The organism is Mycolicibacterium duvalii (assembly GCF_010726645.1).
In the GTDB taxonomy this organism is placed as follows: Bacteria; Actinomycetota; Actinomycetes; order Mycobacteriales; family Mycobacteriaceae; genus Mycobacterium; species Mycobacterium duvalii.
This window is the reverse complement of record NZ_AP022563.1, coordinates 1738945-1753102: the sequence shown is the minus strand read 5'-3', so window position 1 is coordinate 1753102 and position 14158 is coordinate 1738945. Positions and strand designations below refer to the sequence as shown.

Genomic DNA, 14158 nt, shown 5'->3' with positions numbered 1-14158 from the left:
CTTGGTAAGTCGTCTCGCCGACGGCAAGGCTGGCCGGTATGCCAGAACTGCGGTCCCGCACCGTCACCCACGGACGCAATATGGCCGGCGCCCGCGCGTTGCTGCGCGCGGCCGGGGTGCCCGTCGGTGACATCGGCAAGCCGATCGTCGCGATCGCCAACAGTTTCACCGAGTTCGTGCCCGGCCACACCCACCTGCAGCCCGTGGGCCGGATCGTCGCCGACGCCGTCGGCCGCGCCGGTGGCATCGCGCGCGAGTTCAACACCATCGCCATCGACGACGGTATCGCCATGGGCCACTCCGGCACGTTCTACTCGCTTCCGTCGCGCGACCTGATCGCCGACTCGGTCGAGTACGTCGTGCAGGCCCACCGCGCCGATGCGCTGGTGTGTATCTCCAACTGCGACAAAATCACTCCCGCGATGTTGATGGCGGCGCTGCGGATCGACATCCCGACGGTGTTCGTCGCCGGGGGGCCGATGGAAGGCGGGCGCACGACGCTGGCCGACGGCTCGGTGCGCAGCGGCCTGCACCTGATCGACCCGATCTCGGCGGCCGCCGACCCCACGGTCGGCGATGAGGACCTGCGCCGGATCGAGGAGGCGGCCTGCCCGACGTGCGGCTCGTGCGCGGGAATGTTCACCGCGAACTCGATGAACTGCCTGGTCGAGGCGCTTGGAATGGCGCTGCCGGGCAACGGGTCGACACTGGCCACCCACACCGACCGGCGCCGCCTCTACGAGCGGGCCGGCGCCCTGGTCGTCGAGCTCGCGCGCCGCTGGTACGACGGCGACGACGCGCGGGTGCTGCCGCGCCAGATCGCCAACCGGGCAGCGTTTTCCAACGCGATGGCCGTCGATGTCGCGATGGGCGGGTCGACGAACACGGTGCTGCACCTGCTCGCCGCGGCCCACGAGGCGGAGCTGGACTTCACCCTCGACGACATCGACGCGATCTCGCAGCGGGTGCCGTGTCTGTGCAAGGTCGCACCCAACGGCACTGACCTGATGGAGGACGTGCACCGGGCCGGCGGGGTGCCGGCGCTGATGGGGGAGTTGCACCGGGCCGGCACGCTCGCCGACCACGTGTGGGCGGTGCACGCCGACAGCCTCACCGCGTGGCTGGCCGACTGGGACGTCAGGGGCGGCACGGCAACCCCGGCCGCCCGCGAGCTGTTCCGTGCCGCACCGGCTGGGGTGCGGTCGTCGTCGGCTTTCTCGCAGTCACGGCGATCGGAGGCGCTCGACGTCGATGCCGCCGCCGGATGCATCCGCGACGCCGCGCACGCGTACAGCGCCGACGGCGGGCTGGCCGTGCTGCGCGGCAATCTGGCCGCCGACGGCTGTGTGGTCAAGACCGCCGGCGTGCCTGAGACGTTGCTGACTTTCCGCGGTCCGGCGGTGGTGGTGGAATCCCAGGAGGATGCCGTCGAGGCGATCCTGGGCGGGCGGATCCAGCCCGGCGATGTGCTGGTGGTGCGCTACGAGGGTCCGCGCGGCGGGCCGGGCATGCAGGAGATGCTGCACCCGACCTCGTTCCTGAAGGGCCGGGGACTGGCCGCCCACTGTGCACTGGTCACCGACGGCCGGTTCTCCGGCGGCAGCTCGGGGTTGTCGATCGGACACGTCTCACCGGAAGCCGCGGCCGGCGGCGTCATCGCGCTGGTCGCCGACGGCGATGTCATCGCCATCGATGTCGGGCAGCGTCGGATTCATCTGGAGGTCACCGACGAGGAGCTCGACGTGCGGCGGGGCCGGCTCGACGGCTTCCGGCCGCGCGCGCGGGCCCGCACGGTGTCGGCCGCACTGCAGGCCTACGCCGCGCTGGCCACCTCCGCGGACCGGGGGGCGGTGCGCCGAGTCTTCGACGGGTGTTCCACAACCGGGTCATCGAGCGACCGCATTGGCAGTCGTGACCACCCATTCTGACTTTCGTGGGGATGCTCGAAGATCACGAGGCTCGGATCTCGGCGCTGGGCGCCGATCGCGCCGTGCTCGCCGCCGTCAACGCGCTGGGCGATTTCCGTCAGAAAACCCGAGCGAGGTTCCGCTCGGTCGACGAGCAGCTCGCGGAGATCAAGGATCTGATCCTCAGTCGTCAGCAGTGATGGCGACACTGCCGCGCTGCTGACAGACTGGGCGGGCGAGCCACGCCAGCACGGAGGTCAGATGTCTGAGGTGCCGTCCGCTCCCGCCAGTATCGGGGTGCTGACCAGTGGCGGCGACGCCTCGGGCATGAACGCCGCGGTGCGCGCGGTGGTGCTCACCGCGGCCTTCCACGGCATCGAGGTGTACGCCGTTCACGAGGGTTATCGCGGTCTGGTCGCCGGTGGCGACCTGATCCGGCGGGTGCAGCGCGGCGATGTCGACGGGATCCTGCAGCGCGGCGGGACGGCCATCGGCACCGCCCGATCCGACAAGTTCCGCACCCGCGAGGGTCGCCGGACCGCCGCCCGCAACATGGTCGAGCGCGGCATCGACGCGCTCGTGGTGATCGGCGGCGACGGCAGCCTCGCCGGGGCCAACGTGTTCCGCCACGAATGGACCGGCCTTCTCGCGGAATTGGTCGAGGCGGGCGAGATCTCGGCACATGCCGCGCAACGGCACCCGTTCCTGCGGCTCAGTGGTGTGGTCGGCACGATCGACAACGACATGTCGGGCACCGACATGACGATCGGCACCGACACCGCACTGCACCGCATCGTCGACGCGCTGGACGCGCTGCAGAGCACAGCAGCCAGCCATCAGCGCACGTTCGTCGTCGAGGTGATGGGCCGCAACTGCGGTTATCTGGCCCTGATGTCCTCGCTGGCCACCGCGGCGAGTTGGGTGTTCATCCCGGAGCAGCCGCCCACCGGCGACTGGCAGAAACAGATGTGTGCGGACATCAGAGCCGGCCGTGCGATCGGCCGCCGGCACAGCGTCGTCGTGGTCTCCGAAGGCGCCCGGGACCGCGATGGCAACCCGATCACCTCCGACGGGGTCCGGACGCTGCTGGAGGACGAACTCGGCGAAGACGTCAGGATCACGGTGCTGGGCCATGTCCAACGCGGGGGCCCGCCGAGCGCGTTCGACCGGTACCTGGCCACACTGTTCGGCCATCACGCGGTGGAACGCCTGCTCGCCGACGAACCCCAGGCGCCCGCCCAAGTGGTCGGACTGCAGGGCAACCGAGTGGTGTGCGCGCCGCTGGTGGAGTGCGTGCAACGCACCCAGGCTGTCGCCGACCGCGTCAAGTCTCAGGACTACGAAGGCGCTATGCGTCTGCGCAGCAGCAGCTTTCGGGAGAGTTGCCGCATCCTGCAGACTTTCCAGCAGCACGCTGCCCGTCCCGTCCCGTCCGACCGGCAGTTCCGGGTCGGCATCATCCACGGTGGCGGCCCGGCGCCGGGAATGAACACCGCGGTGCGCGCGGCCGTGCGGCTCGGCCTGGACCGCGGGTGGGCGGTCATGGCGGTCAACAACGGGTTCCGTGGGCTGCGCGACGGCGATGTCCAGGAGATGAGCTGGATGGACGTCAGCGGCTGGGTGTCCGAAGGAGGCGCCGACATCGGCACCAACCGCTTCCTGCCCGATGCGGCCGCGCTCGCCGAGATCGCCGAACAGGTTGCCGCGCATCGCATCGACGCTCTGCTGATGGCCGGCGGGTGGGCCGGCTACCGCGCCGCGCACGAGCTGCACCGGCACCGACAGCAGCACCCCGCCCTGGACATCCCGATGGTGTGCATGCCGATCACCATCAACAACGACGTCCCGGCAACGGAATTGAGCATCGGCAGTGACACCGCGCTCAACAGCATCGTCGCCGATGTGGACAAGATCCGGCGGTCCGCGGTCGCCACGCGACGGGTGTTCATCATCGAGGTGCGCGGCCACGACTGCGGTTACCTCGCGCACGTCAGCGGACTGGCCACCGGGGCCGAGCGCATCTACCTGCCCGAGGAGGGCATCACGCTGCGCGACCTGACCACCGATGTCTACGACCTCGCGGAGAGTTTCCGGGCCGGCAAACGCGTCGGGGTGGTCGTCAGCTGCGAGGGCACCGACCGCATCTACACCAGCGACTTCATCACCTCGCTGTTCCAGAAGGAGGGCGGCGACGTCTTCGACGCCCGCGAGGAGGTCCTCGGCCACACCCAGGACGGTGGCGGACCGTCGCCGTTCGACCGGATCCAGGCCACGACCATGACCGCCCGCAGCATCGAGTTCCTCGCCGAACAACTCGAATCCGGTGGCCGCGCGGCCGCGATGATCGGCTTCCAGTCCGGGCAGCTGCTCTTCACCGACCTCACGCGGTACCCGGATCTCGTTCACGAGGACGTTCAGCGGCCGGTCCACCAGCACTGGATGCAGTACCGCGGCCTGGCCGGGGTTATGCGCGACTGAGAGTGGCAAACCTGGGAACATCGACAGAAACCTCGACGTTAGGACGACTATGGCTACCCGAGACATCACCGCCGAAGAATTCAACGACACCATCAACGACAACGACATCGTGCTGGTCGACTTCTGGGCGTCGTGGTGCGGTCCGTGCAAGGCGTTCGCGCCGACGTTCTCGGCATCCTCGGAGAAGCACCCCGACGTCGTCTACGCCAAGGTCGACACCGAGGCCGAGCAGCAACTCGCCGCCGCGGCCGACATCCGTTCCATTCCGACGCTGATGGCGTTCAAGAAGGGCAAGCTGGTCTTCAATCAGGCCGGCGCGCTGCCGCCGGCCGCGCTGGAGGACCTGGTGCAGAAGGTCAAGGAGTTCGACATCGACGCCGCGATCGCCGCCCAGGAGGACGGCCAGCAGTAACTGCCCGCTACCGTGCAGGCGTGACCTCGCCTGAGCCGTTCGTCCTCGTCGAGCGCCCGCGCCCGCACGTCGCGCTGGTGACGCTCAACCGTCCCGAGCGGATGAACTCCATGGCCTTCGACGTCATGGTGCCGTTACGTGACGTGCTGAACGAGCTCACCTACGACAACGAGGTGCGCGTCGTGGTGCTCACCGGCGCGGGGCGCGGTTTCTCCTCAGGCGCCGACCACAAGTCGGCCGGATCGGTGCCCCATGTGACCGGGCTCACCCGGCCCACTTTCGGGCTGCGGTCGATGGAGGTGCTCGATGACGTCATCTTGGCGTTGCGCAAGATGCACCAGCCGGTGATCGCCGCGGTCAACGGCGCGGCGATCGGCGGCGGGTTGTGCCTGACGCTGGCCGCCGACATCCGCATCGCGTCCGCCGACGCGTATTTCCGCGCCGCCGGCATCAACAATGGCCTGACCGCCAGCGAGCTCGGCCTGAGCTATCTGCTGCCGCGGGCCATCGGGTCCTCGCGGGCCTTCGAGATCATGCTGACCGGGCGCGACGTCGACGCCGAGGAGGCCGAGCGGATCGGGCTGGTGTCACGGCAGGTACCCGCCGAGCAGCTGCTCGATGCGTGCTACGACCTGGCCGAACGGATCGCCGGCTTCTCCCGTCCGGGCACCGAGCTGACCAAACGCACGCTGTGGAGCGGCTTGGACGCCGGGTCGCTGGAGGCGCACATGCAGGCCGAGGGCCTGGGCCAGCTCTACGTCCGGCTGCTGACACAGAACTTCGAAGAGGCCGTGGCGGCCCGCAAGGAGCGCCGGGCGCCGCGCTTCACCGACGACAAGTAGCCGGTTATCGATTGGCTTCGGGCCGGTGGCAGCCATTAACCTGGCTTTTCCAGCCCCGCCTTCGTCATTCTCAGGAGCATCAGCGTGATCACCGCAACGGACCTCGAGGTCCGCGCCGGAGCGCGCACCCTGCTCTCCGTGGAGGGTTCGGCGCTGCGGGTGCAGCCCGGGGACCGCATCGGGCTGGTCGGCCGCAACGGTGCCGGCAAGACCACCACCATGCGCATCCTGGCCGGGGAAGCGGAACCGTACGCCGGCACCGTCACCCGCACCGGCGAGATCGGTTACCTGCCACAGGATCCCAAGGAAGGTGATCTCGATCAGCTGGCCCGAGACCGGGTGCTGTCGGCGCGCGGCCTGGACACCTTGCTGTCGGAGCTGGAAAAGCAGCAGGTGCTGATGGCCGAGGTCGCCGATGACGCCGCCCGCGACAAGGCGGTGCGCCGCTACGGCCAGTTGGAGGAACGCTTCGCCGCGCTCGGCGGGTATGCCGCCGAAAGCGAGGCCGGCCGGATCTGCGCGAGCCTGGGACTGCCCGACCGGGTGCTCACCCAATCGTTGCGAACGCTCTCCGGTGGTCAGCGCCGCCGCGTCGAGCTGGCCCGGATCCTGTTCGCCGCCTCGGAGAGCGGCAGCGGATCGGCCACCACGCTGCTGCTCGACGAGCCCACCAACCACCTCGACGCCGACTCGATCGGTTGGCTGCGCACCTTCCTGCAGAACCACACCGGTGGCCTGGTGGTGATCAGCCACGACGTCGAGCTACTGGCCGACGTGGTCAATCGGGTGTGGTTCCTCGACGCCGTCCGCGGCGAGGCCGATGTCTACAACATGGGCTGGCAGAAGTACCTCGACGCCCGCGCCACCGACGAGCAGCGGCGACGCCGCGAACGCGCCAACGCTGAACGCAAGGCCTCCGCCCTGCGCGCTCAAGCCGCCAAGATGGGCGCCAAGGCCACCAAAGCCGTTGCCGCGCAGAACATGTTGCGTCGCGCCGACCGGATGATGGCCGCCCTGGACGAGGAGCGGGTGGCCGACAAGGTGGCCCGCATCAAGTTTCCGACCCCGGCGCCGTGCGGCAAGACCCCGCTGATCGCCAAGGGGCTGACCAAGACCTACGGCTCGCTGGAGGTCTTCACCGGTCTGGACCTGGCCATCGATCGTGGCTCGCGCGTGGTGGTGCTGGGGCTCAACGGTGCGGGTAAGACCACGCTGCTGCGCATCCTGGCCGGGGTCGAGACACCCGATGCCGGTGGGCTGGAGCCCGGCCATGGACTCAAGCTCGGTTACTTCGCGCAGGAGCACGACACCCTCGACAACATGGCCACGGTGTGGGAGAACATCCGTCACGCCGCCCCGGACACCGGCGAACAGGATCTTCGGGGCCTGCTCGGGGCGTTCATGTTCAGCGGCGCGCAACTCGACCAACCGGCCGGCACGCTGTCGGGCGGTGAGAAGACGCGACTGGCGCTGGCCGGTCTGGTGGCCTCGACGGCCAACGTGTTGCTGCTCGACGAGCCCACCAACAATCTCGACCCGGCCTCGCGGGAGCAGGTGCTCGACGCGCTGCGCAGCTACGTCGGCTCGGTGGTGCTGGTGACCCACGATCCCGGGGCCGCCGAGGCGCTCAACCCGGAACGGGTGCTGCTGCTACCCGACGGCACCGAGGACTTCTGGTCCGAGGAGTACCGGGATCTCATCGAGCTGGCCTGACCTGTGTGTGTCAACGCTTGCCCCGCGGGGTAACCGGTCCCGAGCACGATTGCGGGAGGCGACGATGAAGAAGGACAGCAAGAGCAGGGACCAGCTGGTCAGCGAGCTCCGCAGCGCGTACGAGAGCGGTGCGAGCATCCGCAGTCTCGTCGCGTCGACCGGGCATTCCTACGGCTCGATCCACAGCATGCTGCGGGAATCCGGCACCACCATGCGCAGCCGCGGCGGACCCAACCACCGGGGGCGTAAGTCGGCTTGACTCAGCGCTGCCGCACGGAATCCTCGACGAGGTCGAGCACCGCGCTGAGCCGGTCCGGGTCATCCCCGGAGGCCAGTCGCGCCACCAGTCCGTCGAGCACCAGTTCCAGATAGGAGCGCAGCACGTCGCCGGGTACGTCGTCGCGCAGCCGGCCGGCCTGCTTCTGACGCCGCAACCGCTCACTGGTGGCTGCCGAGAGTTCCGCCGAACGCTCTGCCCAACCGCGGCTGAACGCCGGGTCGTTGCGCAACTTGCGGGCGATCTCCAGCCGGGTGGCCAGCCAGTCGAACTGATCGGGCGCTGCCAGCAGCTCCCGCATCACCTGGATGAGACCTTCCCGCGCCGCCACGTCGGCCATCCGCTCGGCATCCTCGCGGGCCAGCTCGAAGAACAGCGTGTCCTTGTCGCGGAAGTGATGGAAGATCGCGCCGCGCGACAGCCCGATGGTCTGCTCGAGCCGCCGCACGGTCGCGTTCTCGTATCCGTACTCGGCGAAACACCGGCGCGCGCCGTCGAGAATCTGGCGACGGCGCGCCGCCAGGTGGTCGTCGGTCACCCGGGGCACGGGAACGATCCCCCGGGCTACTGCGTCTTGAGCATGTTGCGCAGCACGAACTGCAGGATGCCGCCGTTGCGGTAGTAATCGGCCTCGCCGGGGGTGTCGATGCGCACCACGGCGTCGAACTCGACCGGGTCAGCACCCTCCTTTGTCGCGGTCACATGGACCGTCTTCGGCGTCTTGCCGTCATTCAGGTCCTCGATGCCCGTGATGTCGAACGTCTCGGTGCCATCGAGCTTCAGCGACGCGGCCGACTCACCCTCGGGGAACTGCAGCGGGATGACGCCCATGCCGATCAGGTTCGACCGGTGGATGCGCTCGAAGGACTCGGCGATCACCGCGCGCACCCCCAGCAGGCTGGTGCCCTTGGCCGCCCAGTCACGCGACGATCCCGAACCGTATTCCTTACCGCCCAGCACCACCAGCGGGATGCCCTGCTCGGCGTAATTCTGTGCCGCGTCGTAGATGAACGCCTGCTCACCACCGTTGGTGAAGTCGCGGGTGTAGCCGCCCGACACGTCGTCGAGCAGCTGGTTGCGCAGCCGGATGTTGGCGAACGTACCGCGGATCATCACCTCGTGGTTGCCGCGACGCGAGCCGTAGGAGTTGTAATCCTTCTTGTCGACGCCGTGTGAATCGAGGTACTGCGCGGCCGGCGTACCCGGTTTGATGCTGCCGGCAGGGGAGATGTGGTCGGTTGTGACCGAATCTCCCAGCAGCGCAAGCACTCTGGCACCCGAGATGTCGGTGACGGGCTCCGGCTCAGCGGGCATGCCGTCGAAGTACGGAGGCTTGCGGACGTAGGTCGATTCCTGGTCCCACTCGAAGGTGTCCCCGCTGGGGGTCGGCAGGTTGCGCCACCGCTCGTCACCCTTGAACACGTCGGCGTAGTTCTTGGTGAACATCTCCTGGCTGATCGCATTGGCGATGGTGTCGCTGATGTCCTTCTGCGACGGCCAGATGTCCTTCAGGAACACCTCGTTGCCATCGGAGTCCGTACCCAGGCAGTCCGACTCGAAGTCGAAGTCCATGGTGCCGGCCAGCGCGTAGGCGATCACCAGCGGCGGGGAAGCCAGGTAGTTCATCTTCACGTCCGGGTTGATGCGGCCCTCGAAGTTGCGGTTGCCCGACAGCACGGCGGTGACCGCCAGATCGTTGTCGTTGACAGCCTTGCTGATCTCCTCCGGCAGTGGCCCGCTGTTGCCGATGCAGGTGGTGCAGCCGTAACCGACGAGGAAGAAGCCCAACTTCTCCAGGTACGGCCACAGCCCGGCCTTGTCGTAGTAGTCGGTGACCACCTGCGAGCCCGGCGCCATCGTGGTCTTGACCCACGGCTTGCTGGCCAATCCCTTCTCGACGGCGTTCTTGGCCAGCAGCGCCGCGCCGATCATCACCTCGGGGTTGGAGGTGTTGGTGCAGGAGGTGATCGCCGCGATCGCCACGGCCCCATGGTCGATGACGAACTCGCCGCGCTCCTCGGAGCGGACCGTCACCGGGTTGGTGGGCCGGCCCTCGGCGCCGACCGCCGCCGAATGCAGCGGCGGGGTGCCACCGTTGCCGGACGACAGCGAGACCGGGTCGCTGCTGGGGAAGGTCTCGTCGACCGCCTCGTCGAGCTTCGAGTACTCGGCCGGCTCGCGCTCCTCGCCCACGTAGTTGTGAATGTCCTTGCGGAAGGCCGACTTCGCATCATCGAGGGCGATACGGTCCTGCGGACGCTTCGGCCCGGCGATCGACGGCACCACGTCGGACAGGTCGAGCTCGATGTACTCGGAGTACTTCGGCTCCTTCGACGGGTCGTGCCACATGCCCTGCGCCTTGGCGTAAGCCTCGACCAGCGCGAGCTGCTCGTCGCTGCGCCCGGTCAGCCGCAGGTACTCGATGGTGACGTCGTCGATCGGGAAAATCGCGGCGGTGGAACCGAATTCGGGGCTCATGTTGCCCAGCGTGGCGCGGTTGGCCAGCGGCACCTCGGCCACACCGTCACCGTAGAACTCGACGAACTTGCCCACCACCCCGTGCTTGCGCAGCATCTCGGTCACCGTCAGCACCACGTCGGTGGCGGTCACCCCGGCGCGGCGCTCCCCGGTGAGCTTGAAGCCCACGACGCGGGGGATCAGCATCGACACCGGCTGGCCGAGCATCGCGGCCTCGGCCTCGATACCGCCGACGCCCCAGCCCAGCACGCCCAGGCCGTTCTCCATCGTGGTGTGACTGTCGGTGCCCACGCAGGTATCCGGATAGGCCGTGCCGTCGCGGTCCATCACCACCGATGCCAGGTACTCGATGTTGACCTGATGCACGATGCCGGTGCCGGGCGGCACCACTTTGAAGTCGTTGAAGGCGCCCTGGCCCCAGCGCAGGAACTGGTAACGCTCGCCGTTGCGCTCGTACTCGATCTCCACGTTGCGCTCGAACGCGTCCTCGCGGCCGAACAGATCGGCGATCACGGAGTGGTCGATCACCAGGTCGGCCGGCGCCAGCGGGTTGACCTTCTGCGGGTCGCCCCCGAGTTCACCGACCGCCTCGCGCATGGTGGCCAGGTCGACGATGCACGGCACACCGGTGAAGTCCTGCATGATGACGCGGGCGGGGGTGAACTGGATCTCCACGCTCGGCTCGGCCGACGGGTCCCAGTTGGCGATGGCCTCGATGTGGTCCTTGGTGATGTTGGTGCCGTCCTCGGTGCGCAGCAGGTTCTCGGCGAGCACCTTCAGGCTGTAGGGCAGCTTGTCGGTACCGGGTACCGCATCGAGGCGGTAGATCTCGTAGGTCTTGTCTCCGACGTCGAGCGTGTCGCGTGCTCCGAACGAGTTCACGGATGAATTCTTGCTGCTCACATCAACTCCCGGCCTAGATCATTTCGCCACGACGGGCTGTGCCGCGGCGCCCACACCCTAACAGTACGCTTGTCCTGTATTGAACCCCAGGGGGTGGTCGAACATTTACCGGATACCCCCGTGCGCACGGCCAAACGCGTGCCGCGCTCGTGTCGCGCGGGTGCGCAACCGGCGGTCGCGTACCTTGCTGGTGTGACCGGACCGCTCTGGATTCCCCACCTGCCGGCATACGTCCCGCCGGAGGTCGACATCGATCAGGTGAAGGCCGACATCGCCGACGACGGGGTCAGCGTCGCCCCGGGTGCCGCAGCCGACGTGCCGGCGTTGCGCGACGTCGTTGAGGACGCTCGCGAAGACGGTATCGACCTCAAGATCGTGGTCATCGATTTCAACCCGCCGATCGAGACCCCGCTGCGCGACATCGCCACCGAGGTGGGTCTGGCCTACCCGGGCTCGACGGTGCTCGCGCTGAGCCCGAACCTCGCCGGGACCTACAGTCCGGCTTTCGACAGGGTCACGCTGGAGGCCGGTCAGGACCTCGCCAGAACCGGCGATTCGGTGCAGTCGTCGAAGAATTTCGTCGGCGAGTTGACCGACTCGCACTTTCCCTGGACGCCATTCACGATCGTGCTGGTTCTCGCGGTCGTAATTGCCGTTGCGGGCACCCGATTGTTACAGGTGCGTAGCAAACGAGCGGGCCTCACAGAGCCCTCTTAAAAACAGCTCCCACCTGCGGATTCATTGCATTCGGCGCATCAAAAGGTCACCGTTTTATAACGCGGTTTGCAATTACATTGTTGTAGTTTGTTACAAAAGTTTCTTCAGCGTCAGATGTGACGTACGGTGCAATCGGTGCCAGATGTTGCGGTTGTTCTTTATGTGACTTCTGTGACGGTGCCTTCATAAGTGCCGACACGTTCGCGCGTGGAGCCTGAGGAGACTTGAATCGGATGAGACGCACCCTTGGCGGCGCCTCCGCTTCGCGGCTGTGCGCAGTGTCGTTGGCGTTCGGCATGGTGCTCACCACCCCGCACCTGGCCCACGCTCAGCCGAAGAACAACGATGTCGCTGAGCTCGTCATGCAGGTCGCGGACGTCAATCAGAAGCTGCAGAATCTGGGCGCGTCGATCCAGACGCAGCAGGAGAGCGTCAACAAGGCGATCCTGGACGTGGCGAACGCCCGCGACGCCGCGGCCGAAGCGCAGGCCGAGGTCGACGCCAGCGCCCAGCGCGTCAAGGACGCCGACGCCGCGATCGCCGCCGCGCAGCGCAGATTCGACACCTTCGCCGCAGCGATGTACACCCGCGGTCCGTCGAGTTCGTATCTGACCGCCGGCGACCCCGCCGAGATCCTCACCACCGCGGCGGCCGGCCAGACGCTGTCACTGAGCTCGCAGAAGGTGATGTCGGATCTGCTCAAGGCGCGCACCGAGCAGGTGAACAAGGAGTCGGCGGCCCGCTTGGCCAAACAGCAGGCCGACGACGCGGTCAAGGCCGCCGAGACCAGTCAGCAGGCGGCGGTCTCGGCGTTGACCGAGGCGCAGCAGACGTTCCAGGCCCAGCAGGCCGAACTCGACCGCCTCACGGCCGAACGTGCCGAAGCGCAGACCAAGCTGCGGGAGGCGCAGTCGCTGGCCGCGCCGTCGGGCGGTGCCCCGGCGGCCGCGCCGACCGGGTCCACGGCCGGCCGCGGCAGCGGTCCCGCCGGCGCCGCCGCGCCCGGCGGCGCCAATCCCGACTGGGATGTCGACCCGGCCACCGGCAACCGCGAGACGGCCTGGGACATGACGCTGCCGCAGATCCCGAGTGCGTTCGTCAGCGGTGACCCGATCCAGATCATCAACGCGGTCATCAAGATCATCACCACCTCCCTTGAGATCACCCAGAATCTCGGCCGCAGGTTCCTGCAGAGCATCGGGTTGCTGCCGACACCTACCGGCATCACCAACGGCGCGATCCCGCGGACGAACGGTCAGCAGGCCACCGAACTCGTCATCAAGCGGGGCATGTCGCAAATGGGCGTGCCGTACTCGTGGGGCGGCGGCAACGCGGCCGGCCCGAGCCGCGGCATCGACCGCGGGGCCAATACCGTCGGCTTCGACTGCTCGGGGCTGATGCTCTACATGTTCGCCGGCGTCGGCATCAAGCTCGACCACTACTCGGGCTCGCAGTACAACGCCGGCCGCAAGGTGCCGTCGTCACAGATGCGCCGCGGCGACATGCTCTTCTGGGGCCCCAACGGCAGCCAGCACGTCGCGATGTATCTCGGCAACGGCCAGATGCTCGAGGCGCCCTATACCGGATCGGTGGTCAAGATCTCGCCGGTACGCACCAGCGGCATGACCCCGTTCGCCGTCCGAATGATCGAGTGGTGATCGTCTGTTGCGTCGTTTTGTCCTCTCCCTGATCGCCTCCGTGGCCACCGTGGCCGCGGTGCTGGTCGGCGCCGCCGCTCCGGCCGGCGCCCAGCCCGAGGCCAACCAGTGGGATCCCACGCTGCCCAAGCTGATCAGCGCGGGCGCCCCCGGTGACCCGTTGGCGATCGCCAACGCGTCGCTGGCCGCCACGGCGCAGGCCACCCAGGTGACCATGGACCTCGGGCGCAAGTTCCTGCAGACCATCGGCCTGGCGCCCAAGGACGCGCCGGCCGGCGTCGCCCCCGGGTTCGTGCGGGGACCAGCGGCCATCGAGTACGTCATCCGGCGCGGCGCCAGCCAGATGGGCACGCCGTATTCGTGGGGCGGTGGCAAACCCACCGGACCCAGCCGCGGGGTCGACTCGGGGGCCAACACCGTCGGCTACGACTGCTCCGGCTTCACGCAGTTCTCCTACGCCGGGGTCGGCGTGCTGATCCCGAAGTACTCCGGCGATCAGTACAACACCGGCCGCAAGGTGCCGGTGTCTCAGGCCAAGCGCGGAGATCTGCTGTTCTGGGGCCCGGGCGGCAGCCAGCACGTGGCGATCTATCTCGGCAACGGCAAGATGCTGGAGTCCTCAGGCAGTGCCGGCCGGGTCACCGTCAGCCCGGTGCGGACCGCAGGGCTGCAGCCGCATGTGGCCCGCATCATCGAATCCTGAGCGGTAGCTGAACCCACGCTGAGCACAGCTCATGAATGCCGCTGCGCCGGACGGCTCGCCGCCGGGCACC

12 protein-coding genes are annotated in these 14158 nt (G+C 68.1%); 10 read left to right on the top strand and 2 right to left on the bottom strand.

From position 1 onward, the window contains the following. The first annotated feature begins 38 nt into the window (after positions 1 to 38). The 7 genes from ilvD to G6N31_RS07975 all read left to right on the top strand — a co-directional run bounded on the left by ilvD (position 39) and on the right by G6N31_RS07975 (position 7611). A complete protein-coding gene (gene ilvD, locus G6N31_RS08005) occupies positions 39 to 1928 on the top strand; it encodes a dihydroxy-acid dehydratase (RefSeq protein ID WP_098001253.1) in 1890 nt (629 codons plus the stop codon). Between the two features lie 5 nt (positions 1929 to 1933). Continuing rightward, a complete protein-coding gene (locus tag G6N31_RS08000) occupies positions 1934 to 2107 on the top strand; it encodes a hypothetical protein (RefSeq protein ID WP_163721963.1) in 174 nt (57 codons plus the stop codon). A gap of 61 nt (positions 2108 to 2168) precedes the next feature. Continuing rightward, on the top strand, positions 2169 to 4385 hold the full coding sequence (locus tag G6N31_RS07995) for a 6-phosphofructokinase (RefSeq protein WP_098001255.1): 2217 nt from the start codon (positions 2169 to 2171) through the stop codon (positions 4383 to 4385). Positions 4386 to 4434: 49 nt separating this feature from the next. Beyond that, complete coding sequence (trxA, locus tag G6N31_RS07990; RefSeq protein WP_098001257.1) at positions 4435 to 4797, top strand: thioredoxin; 363 nt, start codon at positions 4435 to 4437, stop codon at positions 4795 to 4797. 20 nt (positions 4798 to 4817) lie between these two features. Further along, on the top strand, positions 4818 to 5639 hold the full coding sequence (locus tag G6N31_RS07985) for an enoyl-CoA hydratase (protein WP_098001259.1): 822 nt from the start codon (positions 4818 to 4820) through the stop codon (positions 5637 to 5639). 84 nt (positions 5640 to 5723) lie between these two features. After that, positions 5724 to 7352: an ABC-F family ATP-binding cassette domain-containing protein gene (locus tag G6N31_RS07980; RefSeq protein WP_098001261.1), complete on the top strand. Its 1629-nt coding sequence runs from the start codon at positions 5724 to 5726 to the stop codon at positions 7350 to 7352. 64 nt (positions 7353 to 7416) lie between these two features. Beyond that, positions 7417 to 7611 carry a helix-turn-helix domain-containing protein gene (locus G6N31_RS07975; protein WP_098001263.1) on the top strand — a complete coding sequence of 65 codons (195 nt, stop codon included), beginning with the start codon at positions 7417 to 7419 and terminating at the stop codon, positions 7609 to 7611. A 1-nt stretch (position 7612) separates the two neighbouring features. Here G6N31_RS07975 and G6N31_RS07970 read toward each other — a convergent pair whose 3' ends face one another. After that, the gene (locus G6N31_RS07970) at positions 7613 to 8176 is read right to left on the bottom strand and encodes a TetR/AcrR family transcriptional regulator (RefSeq protein ID WP_098001265.1); all 564 of its coding nucleotides are present in this window, start codon (positions 8174 to 8176) and stop codon (positions 7613 to 7615) included. Positions 8177 to 8193: 17 nt separating this feature from the next. Continuing rightward, positions 8194 to 11010 carry an aconitate hydratase gene (locus G6N31_RS07965; protein WP_098001267.1) on the bottom strand — a complete coding sequence of 939 codons (2817 nt, stop codon included), beginning with the start codon at positions 11008 to 11010 and terminating at the stop codon, positions 8194 to 8196. 192 nt (positions 11011 to 11202) lie between these two features. On the opposite strand from G6N31_RS07965, the gene G6N31_RS07960 reads away from it, so the two are divergent. The 3 genes from G6N31_RS07960 to ripB all read left to right on the top strand — a co-directional run bounded on the left by G6N31_RS07960 (position 11203) and on the right by ripB (position 14088). Continuing rightward, the gene (locus G6N31_RS07960) at positions 11203 to 11727 is read left to right on the top strand and encodes an Rv1476 family membrane protein (RefSeq protein ID WP_098001483.1); all 525 of its coding nucleotides are present in this window, start codon (positions 11203 to 11205) and stop codon (positions 11725 to 11727) included. A 233-nt stretch (positions 11728 to 11960) separates the two neighbouring features. Further along, a complete protein-coding gene (gene ripA, locus G6N31_RS07955; RefSeq protein WP_098001269.1) occupies positions 11961 to 13385 on the top strand; it encodes an NlpC/P60 family peptidoglycan endopeptidase RipA in 1425 nt (474 codons plus the stop codon). A gap of 7 nt (positions 13386 to 13392) precedes the next feature. After that, complete coding sequence (gene ripB, locus G6N31_RS07950; protein WP_179964277.1) at positions 13393 to 14088, top strand: NlpC/P60 family peptidoglycan endopeptidase RipB; 696 nt, start codon at positions 13393 to 13395, stop codon at positions 14086 to 14088. Positions 14089 to 14158 lie beyond the last annotated feature (70 nt).

Coding starts and splice junctions, on each gene's coding strand:
- ilvD (WP_098001253.1), top strand. CDS start 39: ATGCCAGAACTGCGGTCCCGCACCGTCACCCACGGACGCAATATGGCC.
- G6N31_RS07995 (WP_098001255.1), top strand. CDS start 2,169: ATGTCTGAGGTGCCGTCCGCTCCCGCCAGTATCGGGGTGCTGACCAGT.
- trxA (WP_098001257.1), top strand. CDS start 4,435: ATGGCTACCCGAGACATCACCGCCGAAGAATTCAACGACACCATCAAC.
- G6N31_RS07975 (WP_098001263.1), top strand. CDS start 7,417: ATGAAGAAGGACAGCAAGAGCAGGGACCAGCTGGTCAGCGAGCTCCGC.
- ripA (WP_098001269.1), top strand. CDS start 11,961: ATGAGACGCACCCTTGGCGGCGCCTCCGCTTCGCGGCTGTGCGCAGTG.